The following is a 14,162-nucleotide window of genomic DNA, read 5'->3' as shown; positions in this document are numbered from 1 at the left end:
CTCAGGAGGCGGCGACCGAGGCGACCTCGGGGTCGACGAGCTCGTCCTCCACCGCGTCGGCCGTCGGCGTCGGGAGCGGGCGGCGCAGACCCCAGGCGACGGTCGCGAGGCACAGAACGCACACCGCCGCGACGATCACGAGGCCGCCCGTGTAGCGCAGCACCGGGGTGAGCGCCGCGAGGATCGTCGGCAGCAGGAAACCGAGATAGGCGAGGGAGTAGTAGACGCCGGTGATCCCGGCGAGCTCGCGCGGAGAGGCGAGGGACTGGGCGATGACCAGCCCCGCCACCACGCACACCCCGTAGGACGCGCCGAGCACTGCCGCGACGCCCACCACCAGCACCGGGCGGCGCAGATCCGCGGCGACGGCGGCGAGGATCATCCCCGCGCTCATGCCGCTCAGGCCCACGACCAGCGCGCGGCCGCGGGTGAGGCGGTCGATCAGGCCCACGGTGCCCTGGGCGATCGCGCCGACGCCCAGGGTGAGCACCGTCAGGCCCGTCGCGTAGATCGTCGCGGAGTCCCCGATCTGCGCCTCGACCGTCGCAGGCAGGATGGCGTAGGCGACCCCGGCGGCGGCGAACACCCACGGCGCGGCCGGCAGCACGATCCGCGCGAAGACGGGATGTCTCACCGAGGAGACCCTCAGGTCATCGCGCAGCGCGCCGCGGGCCCGCAGCTCGCGCGGCAGGCTCTCCGGCGCCGCGAGCAGCGCGATCCCGGCCAGAAGGCACAGCCCGAGATGGACGAGGAAGGGCAGCTGCCCCGGCAGCGGCGCCCACTGGGCGAGCGAGCCCGTCACGCCCGCGCCGAGCGCGAAGCCGAGGGTGAGGATCATCGAGGAGCGTCGGGCCCCGGCGGTCGGCGTCGCGCCCGGGTCGTGCGGGGCGCAGGAGAGCTCCTTGATCCAGGTCGAGCAGACCCACATGCCCACACCCACTCCGATCCCGGCGAGGACGCGGCCGGCGCACAGCAGCACGAAGCTCGACATGCTCGCCGCGAGCACCACGCTGCCGAGCGCCCCGGCAAGCAGGCCCGCGATCGAGATCGGCCGACGGCCGTGATGGTCCGAGAGCCCCGCGGCCAGCAGCATCCCGGGGACGAGACCGGCGACGTACATCCCCAGCAGCAGGTTCGCCTGCCAGGGCGCATAGCCGCCGACGGTCTCGTACACGTGCAGCAGCGGCGTGAAGTGGTTGCCGCCCCAGGCGAGGAGGAAGCCCGTCGGGGCGACGGCCAGCCAGGCCGGGATCCGTGCGCGCATCACTCGGGCACCACCGAGTAGGCATCGTGGCCGGTGTGCAGGTGGCCCTCGATCATCTCGCGGAAGCCGGCGACGTCCCCGCGCGCCACCGCATCGGTGAGCTCGACGTGCTCGCGGTGCAGGGCGGGCAGGTCCGCGGCGGGGGAGAGGACTGCCAGATGCGTGAGGCGGAACAGTCGCGGTCCGAGCGCGCGCAGCACCTCCTCGACCACGCGGTTGCCATCGTGGGAGGCGAGGGTGAGGTGGAAGGCGTAGTCGTGGACGGCGAAGTCCGCGGGACGATCGGTCGCGCCCTCCTGCGCCGCGAGCACCGGCGCGAGCGCCTCGACGAGGGAGGTCCGACGGGTCTCGTCGGGGGCGATGCGGGAGACGGCGTGCCCCTCGAGCATCGCGCGGACCGAGAGCAGCTCCTCCCGCTCCCGGGCGGTCGGGGTCGTGACCTGGGCGCCCTTCTTCGGCAGGAGGCGCACCAGCCCCCAGGTCTCCAGCTGCAGCATCGCCTCGCGCGCCGGGGTGCGGCTCGCGCCGTGCTCCTCGGCGACGTCGACCTCACGCAGCAGGGCGCCCGGCTCGATATCGCCGGTGGCGATCTGTCGGGCCGTCCTCGCGGCGATCTGCGTCGCGATCGGACGGTTCTCGCGGTCATCGAGCCAGGGGAGGGTGGGGGAACGCATGGGGGCGATCCTAATGCATGCATCAATGGATGCAAGACGGGGGCCGTGATGCGGTGCTCGGCCGCGGGGCCGTGCGGGGCCGTGATGGGCAGTGCGGCGCCGTTCGCGAGTGTCCGCCGTCCCCGCGGCCGAGGTGCGGTTCACTGGAGGCATGAGGGACTGGACCGCCGCCGCCGAGGCCTACGACCGGTCCTTCGCGACCCTCTGCGACGGCGCCGCCCCACGACTGCTCGCCGATCTGCCCGACGGGGAGCTGCTCGACGTCGGCTGCGGCACCGGACGCCTGGCCGTGCGAGCCGAGCACGCGGGACGGACGGTGACGGCGCTGGATGCCGACGAGTCCATGGTCGAGACCGCCCGCCGTCGCCTGCGAGGGCAGGTGCTCCGCGCCGCGCTGCCCGACCTGCCCCTGCCTGATGCAGGCGAAGGCGCGATCGCGGCGAACTTCGTGATCAACCACGTCGGCCGCCCTCGCGCCGCGCTCGCCGAGCTGCGCCGCGTGCTGCGCCCCGGCGGGCGCCTCGCGATGACGATCTGGCCCGCCGGCGGTGCGAGCTGGAGCGCGCTGCTCGGCGAAGTGTTCGAGGAGGCCGGCGCCGTGCTCCCGCCGCCGGAGCGACTCCCGGCCGACGAGGACTTCGACCGCGGCGCCGACGGGCTCGCGGAGCTCGCACGGGAGGCACGGCTGGAGGTCGTGGAGGCCCGCGACCTGCACTGGGACTGGCGGATCCGTCCCGAGAGCCTGTGGGCGGGGCTCCAGGCGGGGATCGCCACCCCGGGCGCGGTCGTCCGCGCCCAGACACCGCCGGTCCGCGACCGGATCCGGGAGGTCTGGGTCGCGCGCGCCGAGGACCTCGCGAGGCCCGACGGCACCGTGGCCTTTCCTGTGCGCGCCGCGTACGTGCTCGCTGCGCGGTCCCTGGGCGAGGAGGCCTGAGGCGATGCCCCCGACCCTGTTCCTCACCGTCGGCCTGCCCGGCACCGGCAAGACCACCGCCGCCCGCCGCATCGAGGCCGAGCACGGCGCGCTGCGGCTCACCAAGGACGAGTGAATGAAGGCGCTCTAGGGCAGCGAGAACCCCGAGCAGGCCTCCGACGTCATCGAGGGCCGGCTCGTGGGGATCGCGCTGCGCGCCCTCGAGCTCGGGACGAGCGTCGTCCTCGACTTCGGGCTCTGGGGCAAGGACGAGCGCTCCAGCCTGCGCCGGGCCGCCGCCGACCGGGGCGCCGAGGTCGTGATGCTCTTCTGCGACGTCGATCCCGCCGAGCAGCGACGCCGCCTGGACCGCCGCCTCGCCGAGGAGCCGCACACCACCTGGCCGATCTCCGAGGCCGAGCTCACCTCCTGGGCCGACGTCTTCCAGCGCCCCGCCCCGGAGGAGGTCGACGGCAGCGAGCCGATCCCGGATCCGCCGACGGGGTTCGCGGACTGGGCGCGTGGCGCGAGGACAGGTGGCCTCCTGCGATCCGCTGAGGCGACGGCGGCCGACCGGCCGCCCGGCCTGTCCCGGCGCGCCGCGCGGACCAAGGGTGGAAAGCGTAACTTTCCAGGTGGTCGGGGTGGACCGAGCGTCGCTGACCAGCGACGTCACCTGCCCCGGCTGCCCGGAGCACCGGAAAGTCGTGAGAGGTGCACCGGCGGATGGCCGTGCCGCGCTTTCATGGGGCACGGCAATCATCAGGGGAGGGGCCGACATGACGGATCACCAGCAGGCACGCGCGACCGCCACGAGCACGAGCGTCACGGCGCGAGCGCTCGCGGACGGCAGCCCGTTCGGCACCGTCCTGCAGCGCCTGGACGCGCTCGACCAGCGCCGCTGAGGCGCCGCGGGCGTCAGCGCACCGCGTCGTCGACGAGCTCCACCACACCGTCGGAGCAGGTGGCGCAGTCGCGCCGGCGCGGCGCATCAGGAAGCGGTGCGCCGTGCCGAGTGTCGGGAGGGCAGGCTCAGTCCTGCCGATCCTCGCGCGTCGGCTCCGTCTCTCGCTGCGCCCGTCGTGCGCCGGAGGCGGCGGCCGCCCGGACGACCGCGAAGAGCACGGCGACGACCACCACCGCGGCGATGACCACCGCGAGCAGCATGACGATCTCCCAGCCCCCGAGCCCCATGAACTCCGTGATTCCCATGGTCCGACCCTACGCGTCAGTGGATCACCGGGGCAGGAGGCAGTAGTCCTCGGCGGTGGCACTGAGGGGGGCGACGGGGCGGATCGGGATACCCGCCGATCGGCACGCAGGTGATCTCTGGTGCTGCAGGTCAGGAGGCCTGCTCAGCGAAGATCTCCACGAACCTGCCGCCGGTCGGGAGCAGCGCGTCGAACCTGCCCCGGTGAGCAGGCCGAGGCAGCCCGCCCACTCGTCCAGGCCGCCGTCCGCCTCCGACTCCTCGACATGAAGTCGCGGACCCCCGCTCTCCTCGACCTCCACCCCGATCTCCTCGCGCAGCTCCTGCCGCAATGCTGCGGACGCGCTCTCTCCCGGCTCGACGTGGGTGCCGGGGGAGTCTCAGCACTCCGCGCAGTAACGCCGATGTGGTGAGCTGAGGGCGTGGAGCACCCCGCCCGGCCCGGGCAGCGCACCCGCGCAGTCGCTTGGGATCACGGCCGTCCCGTCTCGACGGGGGCCCGCAGCATCGAATGGACGACCGGGCCGTCGGGGATCCGCGTGGTCGCGGTGACGGAGAAGCCGTGGCGAGAGTACAGCTCCACGTTGCGGGGGTCCGAGGTCTCCAGCGTGCAGCTCCCACCGGCCGCATCGACGCGGCGCAGGCCCTCGGCGAGCAGTGCGGAGCCGAGGCCCCGCCCCCGTGCCGAGGGGCGGACTCCGAGGGTCGCAAGCTCCCACGCCTCGGTCGGCCGTGGCGGCAGCTCGGCGGCGAGGAAGACGTCGAGACGGTCGCCCAGCAGGTCGGCGATCCGTGCCTGCGCCGCGTCCGCCGGGGCGGGGGAATGCGGGCGGAGCAGGGCGGCCACCCCGTCCAGGTGCTCACTCACGAGAACGATGCCACTGCTCAGGGCGTGCTCGAGGTAGATCGACTGCAGTTCCTCGAGTCGCTCGGCATGGTGGTCCTCGGGGATCGACCACCGTGTCCACGAGTAGTCGTCGAAGGCCGTGGCGAGAGTCTGCGCAGCGGCGGGCAGGTCGGCGGGGCGGGCATCGCGGAGAGAGTTCGGCACTCCGGCACGGTAGCCCAGCTCGTCCGGGGCACGGACGGTCGCTGCGTTCACGACGACTCCCGCATCCGTGCGCGCAGCACGTCGGACTCGCATCCGGAGCGTCCGGGTCGAGACCGTGCTCGAGCAGCCAGCGCGCCGCGGTGAGGCTCCGCACCGACCACCAGACGCGGATGACGTCGCGGTCCACGTCGGTGCCGTAGCCCGTGAGCAGGTCCTCCAGGTGCTCCTCGTGGCCGAGGGTGAGGATCGCGAGCTCGAACATCGCGTCCCCCGGGGCACCCTCGGACCAGTCGATGATGCCGGTGACCTCGTCGGCCTCGACGAAGACGTGGGTGATCGGCAGGTCGCCGTGGATGAACACGGGCGGACGGGGTTCCAGCGCCCCGCGGGCGATCTCCCGGTTGCGCACCACCAGCTCGGAGGGGAGCGGGGAGTGCGCGAGCAGCCACTCACACTCCTTCTCGAGCTCCGCCTCGACGTCCGCGAGCGGTCGCCCGGGCCACGGAGGCAGCGGCGCCTCGTGGAGCCGACGGATCATCCGCCCGGCCGCCGCCCACGCTGCGGGCGATGCCTCCGACGGGGCGCCGAGCACGCCGAGCGCCGCGCCGGGCACCGCCGAGAGGGCGAGCGCCGGCGGCTCGTGCCACAGCACCTCGGGCGTCGGGATCGGGGCGAGGTGCATCGCCCGGACCTCGGTCGCGAGACGGGTGGGGTGCCCGTCGATCTTCACGAACACCTCGCCCGCGCGCAGCGTCGCCCGCTCGTCGTGCGCGACGACCACCTCGACCTCGTCCATGCGGACATCCTCCCGCCTCCGGCGGTGAGGCGGCGCCGGTTTTCTGCGTCGCCCGAGGCGCTGCGTGACTCCCGAACGGAGATATGAGACAGTGCCATCTACAAAGTTCGGCATGCCGAACTAATGTCAGATGACGAGGCGAAGAGGTGTGCGCGTGGGGCATGGAGGACGACTGGTGACGAGGGCTGCGGCAACGGCGGCGGCACTTGTGATGCTGCTGGCGGGATGCGGGAGCGCGGGCGGCCGTGACGAGGGGGACAGGCCCGTCGTGCTGACCACCTTCACGGTCCTGCAGGACATCGCGCAGAACGTGGCCGGGGAGCATCTGCGCGTCGAGTCGATCACCAAGCCCGGCGCCGAGATCCACGGCTACGAGCCCACCCCCGGCGACGTCGCCAAGGCCTCCGAGGCGGATCTGATCCTCGACAACGGCCTGCACCTCGAGGCCTGGTTCGGCCAGTTCGTCGAGACCGCGGACGTCCCTCACGCGGTGGTCTCCGACGGCGTCGAGGCGCTCGACATCGCCGGTGATGCGGGGACCCCCAACCCGCACGCCTGGATGAGCCCCGAGGCCGCGCAGGTCTACGTGGACAACATGGTCACAGCCTTCAGTGAGCTGGATCCCGAGCACGCCGAGGACTTCGCGGCCAATGCCGAGGAGTACTCCCGGCAGCTGCAGCAGATCCACGACGAGCTCGTCGAGACCGTCGGCGCTCTGCCGGAGAACGAGCGGGCGCTGGTGACCTGCGAGGGTGCCTTCTCCTATCTCGCGCGCGATGTGGGCCTCGAGGAGCACTACATCTGGCCCGTCAACGCCGAGCAGCAGGCCACCCCGCAGCAGATCGCCGCGGTCATCGAGACCGTCGACGAGCAGGACATCCCGGCCGTGTTCTGCGAGTCGACCGTCTCCGACGCCCCCATGCAGCAGGTCGTCGAGGCGACCGGCGCCCGCTTCGGCGGCACCCTCTACGTCGACTCGCTCTCGCAGGAGGGCGGCCCCGTGCCCACCTACCTCGACCTGCTCCGCCACGACGCCGATGTGATCGTCGAGGGCCTGACCGGGACGGAGGCGGCGGCATGAGCCTCCGCGTCGAGGACCTCACGGTCCGGTACGGCGAGGTCACCGCCCTGGACAGCCTCAGCGTGCGCATCGCGGCCGGGGAGGTGACGGGCCTGGTCGGCATGAACGGTGCCGGGAAGTCCACCCTGTTCGGCGCGATCATGGGCACCGTCCCGATCGCTTCGGGGCAGGTCCTCCTGGACGACGAGGAGCCCGCTCGGGCGCGCCGCCGCGGCGCGATCGGCTACGTCCCCCAGGGCGAGGCGATCGACTCCTCCTTCCCGGTCAGCGTCGCGGACGTCGTGATGATGGGCCGCTACGGCCACCAGGGCCTGACCCGTCGGCCCCGCCCCGCCGACCGCCGCGCGGTCGCCGAGGCGCTCGCACGGGTCGAGCTCGAGGACCTCGCCCGTCGGCCCATCGGACAGCTCTCCGGCGGGCAGCGGCGCCGTGCGTTCGTCGCCCGCGGCCTCGCCCAGGGCGCCCGCACCCTCCTGCTCGACGAGCCCTTCGCCGGCGTCGACAAGCGCAGCGAGGCCCTGCTCGTCTCCGTCCTGCGCGAGCTCACGGCCGACGGCTGCACCGTGCTCGTCTCCACCCACGACCTCCACGCGCTGCCCGCCCTCGCCGATTCCGCCGTGCTGCTGCGGCGCCGGCTCCTGTTCCACGGCCCGGTCGCCGAGGCGCTCGAGCCCGCGATGCTCGCCCGCGCCTTCGGCCTGGATCCGCTGGCCCGTGAGGAGGTCGCCCGATGAGCCCGCTCGACCTGATCATCGAGCCGCTGCAGTACGACTTCATGCTGCGGGCGCTGGCCGCGACCTCCCTCGCCGCCGTGGTCTGCGCGCTGCTGTCCTGCTGGCTCGTGCTCATCGGCTGGTCGCTGATGGGCGATGCGGTCTCCCACGCCGTGCTGCCCGGCGTGGTGCTCTCCTACGCCCTCGGCCTGCCCTTCGCGCTCGGCGCGCTCGTGTTCGGCCTCCTCGCCGTGGTGCTGATCGGCGCGGTCCGCGGATCGCGACGGGTCGCGGAGGACGCCGCGATCGGGATCGTGTTCACGACCCTGTTCGCCCTCGGGCTGGTGCTGATCTCCGTGACCCCGAGCCACACGGACCTCGGCCACATCCTCTTCGGCAGCGTCCTCGGCGTCTCCCGCGGCGACCTGGTGCAGATCGCGGTGCTCGCCTCCCTGGTGCTCGCCCTCCTGCTGCTGCGGCGGCGCGATCTCACCCTCTTCGCCTTCGACCCCACCCACGCCCGAGCGATCGGCCTCTCCCCGCGCCGCCTCGGCGCCCTGCTGCTGGGACTGCTAGCCGTCACGGCGGTGGTCGCGCTGCAGGTGGTGGGCGTGATCCTGGTGGTCGCGATGCTGATCATCCCCGGTGCCACGGCGCGCCTGCTCACCGACCGCTTCTCCCGCATGCTGCTGATCGCGCCGACGCTGTCGGTCGCCGCCTCGGCGCTCGGAATCCTGCTGAGCTACTGGCTGGACGCCGCCTCCGGCGGGCTGATCGTTCTCGTCCAGGGGACGCTGTACGCGCTCGTCCACCTGCTCGCACCGCGGTACGGGCTGCTGGCCCGGGGCCGGGCGCGGCGCGGGGGCCGGGCGGAACGGCGGGGCTCGCCGGGCGCGGTGCCGTCGGCCGAGGGGTCCGCGCCGACGGGAGCCGCGGAGTCGGCCGAGCCTCAGGCGCCGGCGGCGGTCTCCGACGCCCAGATCGCCTCGGTCGCCGAGCGGCCCAGCGGCACGGCGGTGCTCGAGCCGACCAGCGACACCTCGAGCGCGTCGGAGAACTCCGGCCCCTCGCGGATCTCGAGCTCCGCCCCCACCACGATGCCCTGAGCCGCGCAGAAGGTGAGCAGACGCGGATCGGCGTCGGAGATCCGCTCCACGCGCACCCGCGTCCCGGCCGGGAGGGCGGAGAGCAGCTGCGCCTGGGGCTGGTCGACGGACCCGTCGGCCGCGGGGATCGGATCGCCGTGCGGATCGCGCGAGGGCCGGCCCAGATGGGCGTCGAGGCGCTCGACGAGCAGGTCGGAGACGGCGTGCTCGAGCTGCTCCGCCTCGTCGTGGACCTCCTCCCAGCCGTAGCCGAGGTCCCGCACGAGGAACGTCTCGATCAGCCGGTGCCGACGCACCATCGCCAGCGCATGCTCGCGCCCCTGCGCGGTCAGGGCGATCGCGCCGTAGCGGGAGTGCTCGACCAGCCCCTGCTCACCGAGCTTCCGCATCGCATCGGAGACGCTGGAGAGCCGCACCCCCACCCGCTCCGCGATCGCCGAGACCGTCACCGGCTCCTCGGACCACTCGCCGAGGCTCCAGACGGCCTTGAGGTAGTTCTGGGCGCTGGTCGACAGCTCGGAGACGGACATGAGGACACGGTAGCCAACGGTGCACCGGGCGGCGCGCTACCCGGCGCCCCTCAGGAGTCCGCGAACACCCCGAGCCGGTTCCCGCTGGGGTCGGTGAACTCGAAGCGCCGGCCGCCGGGGAACTCGTAGGGTCCCGCGACCACGGCGCCTCCGGCCTCCTCCACGGCGGAGACCGTCCCGTCCAGGTCCTCGGAGAACAGCAGCACGAGGGGCCCGGCGGCCGACGGCGCCGTGCCGGGGTTCAGCCCGCCGACCTCGCCCTCCCCGTCGGGGGCGGTGATGCCGCTGTAGGCGGGGCCGTAGTCGTGGAACCTCCATCCGAAGGCCTGCTCGTAGAACGTGCGGGTCGACGGCAGGTCGGTGACACCGAGCTCGACGTAGCTGATCGCGTGATGGGTCGGTGCGGGCATGGGGTCTCCTCCGTGAGGTCGCGGCAGGGCCGAGCGGTGGCTCGTGCCTCGTGCCCCGACGCTACGCGTCGCTCCGCGCACCGTCTTCCAGGAATCGGACAGCCGTGGTCCCGGTCAGGGAGCGCACCTCGTCGTTCATATGGGCCTGATGCGCATAGCCGGCGGCGAGCGCGCGCTCCGCGAGCGAGCCGGTCCGGCCCCGCGCCTCATCGGCCTCGTGCTCCCACACGCACGACACCAGCGCACCGAGACCGTCCGGTGCGGGGAGCTCGCGGTAGAGAGCCGACATGGTGCCCGAGCGTAGCGGCGCCGCTCGGTTCAGAGCCCCGGTTCCTCCCAGGGCACCGGCGTCGTCGTGCCGCTCTCCCAGTCGCGACGCAGGATCGCGTAGGCGACGGACGCCAGCGGTGCACCGCCCTCGACGGGCCAGGACTCGCGGTAGTGGGCCTCCTTCACCCAGCCGCAGCGCACGAAGGTGCGGCGCATCGCGAGGTTGTCCTCCCGGGTCTGGCCCTCGAAGCGCGTCACCTCGTCGAGGTGCTCGAAGACGTGGCGCGTGACCGCGCGGAGCGCCTCGACGCCCAGCCCCCTGCCGCGGAACTCCTCGGCCAGGCGCAGGTCGAACAGGGGAGTGGGGTCCTCGAGGTCCTCGAGTCGCACCAGGCCGATGCAGCCCAGGTCGGCATGGTCGAGCCAGAAGCTCTTCGTCTCGTCGTTCTCGAAGGCTCCCTCGTCGATCGACGTGGCGACCTCCTCGGCCGTGCGTCGTGACATCACGTGGAACGGGAACACGTTGGAGGTGAGGAAGGAGAGCAGGCGGTCGCGGTCCGCCCCGCGGGGAGCGAGTCGGCGCAGCGCGATCGACGGGGCGGTGGCGGCAGCAGTCACGTCCTCACCGTAGCGCCAGCCATCGCCGCGACAGGGCGGCTTCGCCGTCCTCGAACGTGGACGGAGCACACGCGGGCGACGTCTGGTCCCGCGGGCTGACGCGGTCGCGACCGCCGGATGACGCCAGAGTCACCGGCCTAGGACCAGCATCGATGCCATGAACGACACCCTGACGAGCCCGCCCGGACACGCGACCACGCCGAGGACCGAAAAGGTCGGCCGAGGACGCCTCGAGGCGATCGACATGGCCCGGTTCCTGACCGGGCCGGGCGCATACGCGCTGCAGCTGCGGATGGTGGTCGCCGTGGGCTGGGTGCTCGTGCGCACCGGGCGTCGGGGACCGCTCGAGACCGGCATGTCGACCCTCGCCGCGACCGGTGCGGCGGCCGTCGGCCGGAGGGGTCGCAGGGACTGAGGCCCGATCGCCCGAGGACCTGGGGCTCCGGTGGCAACCGGCGTCATCTCCTGGTGCCGTGCGAGCAGGGAGGGGATGATGGAGCCATGAGCTTGACGACGGCGACCCAGCAGCCCACGATCCACCCGATCCCCGAGGGCCTGGCCGAACGGGCCGCCCTCCTCGGCGGCCCGGGAGGCAACCTCGCCGACGAGCAGATCGCCGGCTTCGTCGCCGAGCAGCTCGCCGGGCAGGACCTCGACGGCAAGAGCGTCTGCCTGATCATCCCGGACGGCACCCGCTCCGTGCCCCTGCCCAAGGTGCTGCCCGCGATCCACGACGCGCTCGCCGGCCGCGCCTCCTCCGTCACCGTGCTCATCGCGCTCGGCACCCACGCCGCCATGAGCGAGCAGGCCATCGACCAGCTGCTCGGCTCCACCGAGCGCGGCGCGAAGGCGACCTACCCGGAGTGGACGGTCCTGAACCATGCCTGGGACGACCCCTCCCAGATCGCGGACCTCGGCGTCATCCCCGCCGAGCGGATCGCCGAGCTCACCGGCGGGCTGCTCACCGACATCCCCATGAACGTGCAGATCAACAAGCTCTGCGTCGAGTCCGACGTGAACCTGATCGTCGGCCCCGTCTTCCCCCACGAGGTCGTCGGCTTCTCCGGCGGCAACAAGTACTTCTTCCCCGGCTGCTCGGTGCACGACGTCATCGACATCTCCCACTGGGTGGGTGCGCTGATCACCGCCAGCCGCATCATCGGCACCCTCGGCATCACCCCCGTGCGCCAGCTCATCGACGCCGCGAGCGAGCTCATCCCCACCGAGAAGCTCGCCTTCACCATGGACGTCGCCGAGGGCGGAGCGGACCTCGGCGCGATCGCGTTCGGCGACCCGCAGGCCGCCTGGGCGGCGATGGCGAAGATCTCCGCACAGACCCACATCACCTACGTCGAGAAGCCCTATAAGCGGATTGTCGCCCTCGTCCCGGAGATGTACGAGGACATGTGGACCGGGGCGAAGGGCTTCTACAAGTCCGAGCCCGTCTGCGCCGACGGCGGCGACGTGATCATCTACGCCCCGCACATCACCGCGGTCGCCGAGATGCATCCCGGCATCCGCGAGATCGGGTACCACAACATCGAGTACTTCACGAAGCAGTGGGACCGCTTCAAGGACCACCCCTGGGGCGAGCTCGCCCACTCCACCCACGTCACGGGCCTCGGTACCTACGACCCCGAGACCGGGGAGGAGAAGCAGCGTGTGAACCGCTACTTCGCCACCTCCATCTCCAAGGAGGAGACCGAGGCGTACAACGTGCTGTACATGGACCCCGCCTCCCTCGACATCGAGGCGCTGCGCGACGACCCCGACACTCTCGTGATCGACCACGCGGGGGAGGTCCTCTTCCGCCTCGCCTCCGAGCGCGACGGCGCCGCGGAGCAGAGCAGGTGACCTCCGTCCGCCAGCCCGTCCCGCTCACCCTCGGCACCGCCCCGCAGGCCCCCACCTCGCTGTTCGCGCCCGGCCATCCCGGCTTCGAGGTCGAGGAGATGACCCCCGACGCCCTGCAGGGCGAGGCGCTCGAGCTCGCCGACGCGGTCTCCGCCGAGCTCGCGGGCGTGAGGAAGCTCGGCGTCGCCTACTCCGGCGGCGTCGACTCCGCGACCCTGCTCGCGCTCGCCGTCCGGGCCCTCGGCGCAGAGAACGTCGTCGCGCTGCTGGGCGTCTCCCCGTCCCTCGCCCGGCGCGAGCGGCGCCTGGCACACCAGGTCGCGCGCGTGATCGGCGCCGAGGTCGTCGAGGTCCCCACCCACGAGGGCGAGAACCCCGACTACCAGAAGAATGACGCTGCTAGGTGTTTTCATTGCAAGGACGAGCTGTTCACCCGCATCGGCGAGGACGTCGTCGGCGAGCAGCAGCTCGACGCGGTCGCCTACGGCGAGAACGCCGACGACGCCACCCGCCACGACCGCCCCGGCGCCGGCGCCGCGACCCGGCACCGGGTGCTGCGGCCGCTGTCCGTCGTCGGGATGACGAAGTCGCAGGTCCGCGAGGTCGCGCGGCAGCTGTCCCTGCCCGTCGCGGACAAGCCCGCCGCCCCCTGCCTCGCCTCCCGCATCCCCTTCGGGCAGGAGGTCACCCCCGAGAAGCTGCGCCAGATCGACGACCTCGAGGACGCCGTCTACGAGCAGGGCTTCAGCGACTGCCGGGTCCGCCACCACGGCGCCGTCGGACGCATCGAGCTGCCCACCGAGGAGCTGCCCCGCGCGATGGAGCCCGAGATCCGCGAGGCGCTCGTCGCCGCGGGCAAGGAGACCGGCTTCCAGCACGTCACCATCGACCTCGACGGCATCCGCTCGGGCCTGTTCTCCCTGCAGATCGTCGGGAAGGGCGGCCGTGGCTGACGGGGCCGGGCGGATCGAGGGGTTTCTCGACCTGGACCTCGGCCGCGCCTCCCGCCGCGGCGCCCCCGAGGCCGTGCTCTGCGACGCGAAGTCCGTCGAGCAGGTGCGCGAGATCGCCGCGACCTACGCCCGCCTCGCCGCCGAGGGGCGCGAGGACCTGGGACCGGTGCTGTTCACCCGCGCCGACGAGGCCCGCGCCGAGGCCGTGCTCGCCGCCCTGCCGGACGCCTCGCACGATCCGTCGGCCCGCTTCCTCGCCTGGCCCGCCGCGCCGCCCGCGCCGAGCGGCGGCCTCGTGATCGTGGCCTGCGCCGGCACGAGCGACCTGCCCGTCGCGCGCGAGGCCGAGCTCACCGCCCGCCACCTCGGCCGCCCCACCACGCTCATCGCCGACATCGGCATCGCGGGCCTCCACCGCCTGCAGTCCCGCCTGCCCGAGCTGCGCGAGGCCGCCTGCGTGGTCGTCGCCGCCGGGATGGACGGGGCGCTGCCCACCGTGATCGCCGGGCAGATCCCCGCACCCGTGGTCGCGCTGCCCACCTCCGTCGGCTACGGCGTCGCCGCCGGCGGCGTCACTGCGGCGCTGACCATGCTCTCGGCGTGCGCGCCGGGCATCGGCGTGGTCAACATCGACAACGGCTACGGCGCCGGGCACCTCGCCGCGCAGATCGCCCGCTGGGCGCCTGCGCCGGAATGAGTCCGCGTCGCGGGAGCGC

Annotated in this window: 18 protein-coding genes and 3 pseudogenes; 11 read left to right on the top strand and 10 right to left on the bottom strand. The window is 73.1% G+C overall.

Features of this window, described 5'->3' with window-relative positions; genetic code table 11:
• Position 1 precedes the first annotated feature (1 nt).
• Positions 2 to 1,264, bottom strand: a complete 1,263-nt coding sequence (locus tag L3K22_RS06835; protein ID WP_263310709.1) for an MFS transporter — start codon at positions 1,262 to 1,264, stop codon at positions 2 to 4.
• A complete protein-coding gene (locus tag L3K22_RS06830) occupies positions 1,264 to 1,938 on the bottom strand; it encodes a GntR family transcriptional regulator (RefSeq protein ID WP_263310708.1) in 675 nt (224 codons plus the stop codon). The genes L3K22_RS06835 and L3K22_RS06830 overlap by 1 nt, the downstream gene beginning before the upstream one ends.
• A gap of 151 nt (positions 1,939 to 2,089) precedes the next feature.
• On the opposite strand from L3K22_RS06830, the gene L3K22_RS06825 reads away from it, so the two are divergent.
• The 4 genes and pseudogenes from L3K22_RS06825 to L3K22_RS06815 all read left to right on the top strand — a co-directional run bounded on the left by L3K22_RS06825 (position 2,090) and on the right by L3K22_RS06815 (position 3,759).
• On the top strand, positions 2,090 to 2,875 hold the full coding sequence (locus L3K22_RS06825) for a class I SAM-dependent methyltransferase (RefSeq protein WP_263310707.1): 786 nt from the start codon (positions 2,090 to 2,092) through the stop codon (positions 2,873 to 2,875).
• Positions 2,876 to 2,879: 4 nt separating this feature from the next.
• Entirely contained in the window at positions 2,880 to 2,990 is a 111-nt protein-coding gene (locus L3K22_RS16795; RefSeq protein ID WP_505661136.1) for an AAA family ATPase, read from the top strand.
• A 63-nt stretch (positions 2,991 to 3,053) separates the two neighbouring features.
• A pseudogene (locus L3K22_RS16790) lies at positions 3,054 to 3,248 on the top strand (P-loop nucleotide/nucleoside kinase family protein); the annotation flags it as partial.
• A gap of 385 nt (positions 3,249 to 3,633) precedes the next feature.
• Complete coding sequence (locus tag L3K22_RS06815) at positions 3,634 to 3,759, top strand: hypothetical protein (protein WP_263310770.1); 126 nt, start codon at positions 3,634 to 3,636, stop codon at positions 3,757 to 3,759.
• A 127-nt stretch (positions 3,760 to 3,886) separates the two neighbouring features.
• Here the strand turns inward: L3K22_RS06815 and L3K22_RS06810 are convergent, their stop codons facing one another.
• The 4 genes and pseudogenes from L3K22_RS06810 to L3K22_RS06795 form a co-directional block, all read right to left on the bottom strand.
• Positions 3,887 to 4,066, bottom strand: coding sequence for a hypothetical protein (locus L3K22_RS06810; RefSeq protein ID WP_191460920.1), 180 nt, complete (start codon positions 4,064 to 4,066; stop codon positions 3,887 to 3,889).
• A 24-nt stretch (positions 4,067 to 4,090) separates the two neighbouring features.
• Positions 4,091 to 4,429: pseudogene (locus tag L3K22_RS06805) on the bottom strand (hypothetical protein); the annotation flags it as partial.
• Between the two features lie 107 nt (positions 4,430 to 4,536).
• Complete coding sequence (locus tag L3K22_RS06800; RefSeq protein WP_263310706.1) at positions 4,537 to 4,932, bottom strand: GNAT family N-acetyltransferase; 396 nt, start codon at positions 4,930 to 4,932, stop codon at positions 4,537 to 4,539.
• Entirely contained in the window at positions 4,925 to 5,911 is a 987-nt protein-coding gene (locus L3K22_RS06795; protein WP_263310705.1) for an aminoglycoside phosphotransferase family protein, read from the bottom strand. Before L3K22_RS06795 ends, L3K22_RS06800 begins: the two co-directional genes overlap by 8 nt.
• Before the next feature lie 130 nt (positions 5,912 to 6,041).
• Between L3K22_RS06795 and L3K22_RS06790 the strand changes: the two genes are divergently transcribed.
• From L3K22_RS06790 to L3K22_RS06780, 3 genes and pseudogenes are all read left to right on the top strand, one after another.
• The gene (locus tag L3K22_RS06790) at positions 6,042 to 6,992 is read left to right on the top strand and encodes a metal ABC transporter substrate-binding protein (RefSeq protein WP_373318005.1); all 951 of its coding nucleotides are present in this window, start codon (positions 6,042 to 6,044) and stop codon (positions 6,990 to 6,992) included.
• A complete protein-coding gene (locus L3K22_RS06785) occupies positions 6,989 to 7,726 on the top strand; it encodes a metal ABC transporter ATP-binding protein (RefSeq protein WP_263310704.1) in 738 nt (245 codons plus the stop codon). Before L3K22_RS06790 ends, L3K22_RS06785 begins: the two co-directional genes overlap by 4 nt.
• Positions 7,723 to 8,565: pseudogene (locus tag L3K22_RS06780) on the top strand (metal ABC transporter permease); the annotation flags it as partial. The gene L3K22_RS06785 and the pseudogene L3K22_RS06780, both read left to right, overlap by 4 nt.
• Positions 8,566 to 8,654: 89 nt before the next feature.
• Here the strand turns inward: L3K22_RS06780 and L3K22_RS06775 are convergent.
• The 4 genes from L3K22_RS06775 to L3K22_RS06760 all read right to left on the bottom strand — a co-directional run bounded on the left by L3K22_RS06775 (position 8,655) and on the right by L3K22_RS06760 (position 10,639).
• Entirely contained in the window at positions 8,655 to 9,341 is a 687-nt protein-coding gene (locus tag L3K22_RS06775) for a metal-dependent transcriptional regulator (RefSeq protein WP_263310703.1), read from the bottom strand.
• A 50-nt stretch (positions 9,342 to 9,391) separates the two neighbouring features.
• A complete protein-coding gene (locus tag L3K22_RS06770; protein WP_263310702.1) occupies positions 9,392 to 9,751 on the bottom strand; it encodes a VOC family protein in 360 nt (119 codons plus the stop codon).
• Positions 9,752 to 9,812: 61 nt separating this feature from the next.
• Positions 9,813 to 10,040: a hypothetical protein gene (locus tag L3K22_RS06765; protein ID WP_224765494.1), complete on the bottom strand. Its 228-nt coding sequence runs from the start codon at positions 10,038 to 10,040 to the stop codon at positions 9,813 to 9,815.
• 29 nt (positions 10,041 to 10,069) lie between these two features.
• Complete coding sequence (locus L3K22_RS06760; protein ID WP_263310701.1) at positions 10,070 to 10,639, bottom strand: GNAT family N-acetyltransferase; 570 nt, start codon at positions 10,637 to 10,639, stop codon at positions 10,070 to 10,072.
• Between the two features lie 157 nt (positions 10,640 to 10,796).
• On the opposite strand from L3K22_RS06760, the gene L3K22_RS06755 reads away from it, so the two are divergent.
• The 4 genes from L3K22_RS06755 (at position 10,797) to larB (ending at position 14,143) form a co-directional block, all read left to right on the top strand.
• Positions 10,797 to 11,054, top strand: a complete 258-nt coding sequence (locus L3K22_RS06755) for a hypothetical protein (protein WP_263310700.1) — start codon at positions 10,797 to 10,799, stop codon at positions 11,052 to 11,054.
• An 86-nt stretch (positions 11,055 to 11,140) separates the two neighbouring features.
• Entirely contained in the window at positions 11,141 to 12,493 is a 1,353-nt protein-coding gene (locus tag L3K22_RS06750; protein WP_263310699.1) for a lactate racemase domain-containing protein, read from the top strand.
• Positions 12,490 to 13,446: an ATP-dependent sacrificial sulfur transferase LarE gene (larE, locus tag L3K22_RS06745; RefSeq protein WP_263310698.1), complete on the top strand. Its 957-nt coding sequence runs from the start codon at positions 12,490 to 12,492 to the stop codon at positions 13,444 to 13,446. Before L3K22_RS06750 ends, larE begins: the two co-directional genes overlap by 4 nt.
• Entirely contained in the window at positions 13,439 to 14,143 is a 705-nt protein-coding gene (larB, locus tag L3K22_RS06740; RefSeq protein WP_263310697.1) for a nickel pincer cofactor biosynthesis protein LarB, read from the top strand. The genes larE and larB overlap by 8 nt, the downstream gene beginning before the upstream one ends.
• Positions 14,144 to 14,162: the final 19 nt, after the last annotated feature.

Source organism: Brachybacterium atlanticum (assembly GCF_025669985.1).
GTDB lineage: Bacteria > Actinomycetota > Actinomycetes > Actinomycetales > Dermabacteraceae > Brachybacterium > Brachybacterium conglomeratum.
Note: the sequence above shows the minus strand (reverse complement) of the source record. Positions and strands in the feature narration are given on the sequence as shown.

Excerpts from the sequence above, each read along its gene's own strand:
- L3K22_RS06830 (WP_263310708.1), bottom strand. The coding sequence starts at position 1,938 with ATGCGTTCCCCCACCCTCCCCTGGCTCGATGACCGCGAGAACCGTCCG.
- L3K22_RS06785 (WP_263310704.1), top strand. The coding sequence starts at position 6,989 with ATGAGCCTCCGCGTCGAGGACCTCACGGTCCGGTACGGCGAGGTCACC.
- L3K22_RS16795 (WP_505661136.1), top strand. The coding sequence starts at position 2,880 with ATGCCCCCGACCCTGTTCCTCACCGTCGGCCTGCCCGGCACCGGCAAG.
- L3K22_RS06755 (WP_263310700.1), top strand. The coding sequence starts at position 10,797 with ATGAACGACACCCTGACGAGCCCGCCCGGACACGCGACCACGCCGAGG.
- L3K22_RS06765 (WP_224765494.1), bottom strand. The coding sequence starts at position 10,040 with ATGTCGGCTCTCTACCGCGAGCTCCCCGCACCGGACGGTCTCGGTGCG.
- L3K22_RS06825 (WP_263310707.1), top strand. The coding sequence starts at position 2,090 with ATGAGGGACTGGACCGCCGCCGCCGAGGCCTACGACCGGTCCTTCGCG.
- L3K22_RS06795 (WP_263310705.1), bottom strand. The coding sequence starts at position 5,911 with ATGGACGAGGTCGAGGTGGTCGTCGCGCACGACGAGCGGGCGACGCTG.
- L3K22_RS06775 (WP_263310703.1), bottom strand. The coding sequence starts at position 9,341 with ATGTCCGTCTCCGAGCTGTCGACCAGCGCCCAGAACTACCTCAAGGCC.
- L3K22_RS06750 (WP_263310699.1), top strand. The coding sequence starts at position 11,141 with ATGAGCTTGACGACGGCGACCCAGCAGCCCACGATCCACCCGATCCCC.
- L3K22_RS06810 (WP_191460920.1), bottom strand. The coding sequence starts at position 4,066 with ATGGGAATCACGGAGTTCATGGGGCTCGGGGGCTGGGAGATCGTCATG.
- L3K22_RS06835 (WP_263310709.1), bottom strand. The coding sequence starts at position 1,264 with ATGCGCGCACGGATCCCGGCCTGGCTGGCCGTCGCCCCGACGGGCTTC.
- L3K22_RS06770 (WP_263310702.1), bottom strand. The coding sequence starts at position 9,751 with ATGCCCGCACCGACCCATCACGCGATCAGCTACGTCGAGCTCGGTGTC.
- L3K22_RS06815 (WP_263310770.1), top strand. The coding sequence starts at position 3,634 with ATGACGGATCACCAGCAGGCACGCGCGACCGCCACGAGCACGAGCGTC.
- L3K22_RS06790 (WP_373318005.1), top strand. The coding sequence starts at position 6,042 with ATGACGAGGCGAAGAGGTGTGCGCGTGGGGCATGGAGGACGACTGGTG.